This is a genomic window from Geobacillus proteiniphilus (assembly GCF_001908025.1).
Classification (GTDB): Bacteria; Bacillota; Bacilli; order Bacillales; family Anoxybacillaceae; genus Geobacillus; species Geobacillus proteiniphilus.
Window position 1 is genome coordinate 1 of record NZ_MQMG01000155.1, and the last position, 359, is coordinate 359.

Annotated in this window: 1 protein-coding gene; it reads left to right on the forward strand. The window is 51.0% G+C overall.

Annotated elements, in window-relative coordinates:
- A partial coding sequence (locus tag BRO54_RS18990; RefSeq protein ID WP_139268126.1) for a response regulator transcription factor occupies positions 1-359 on the forward strand: 359 nt, incomplete at both ends.

Here is a 359-nt window from a genome sequence, read left to right on the forward strand (position 1 = left end):
GCGAGGTGCCGGCGTTGCTTTATGTCGAGGGCAAACCGGTGATGGAAGTGCCGTTTTTCGTCGGCGATGGCCGCTATGGCGTTCTCGCCGTTCATATAAAGAAAGAAAGGGAAGCGAAAGAGGCGGAAGTGTATATGACGGCGCTGGCCGCGATTGGTGCGATGATGATTAGCGGCAAGGCTCACGGTGGGAATGATGGGACGGTCAATATCGACATGCTGTCCGAGCAGTTGACAGCCCGGGAGATGGATGTATTGGAGCTGCTCATTCAAGGCTGCAGCAATCGCGAAATTTCAGAACGGCTGTTCATTAGCGTCCATACCGTGAAAAATCATATTACGAACATTTTTCAAAAAATT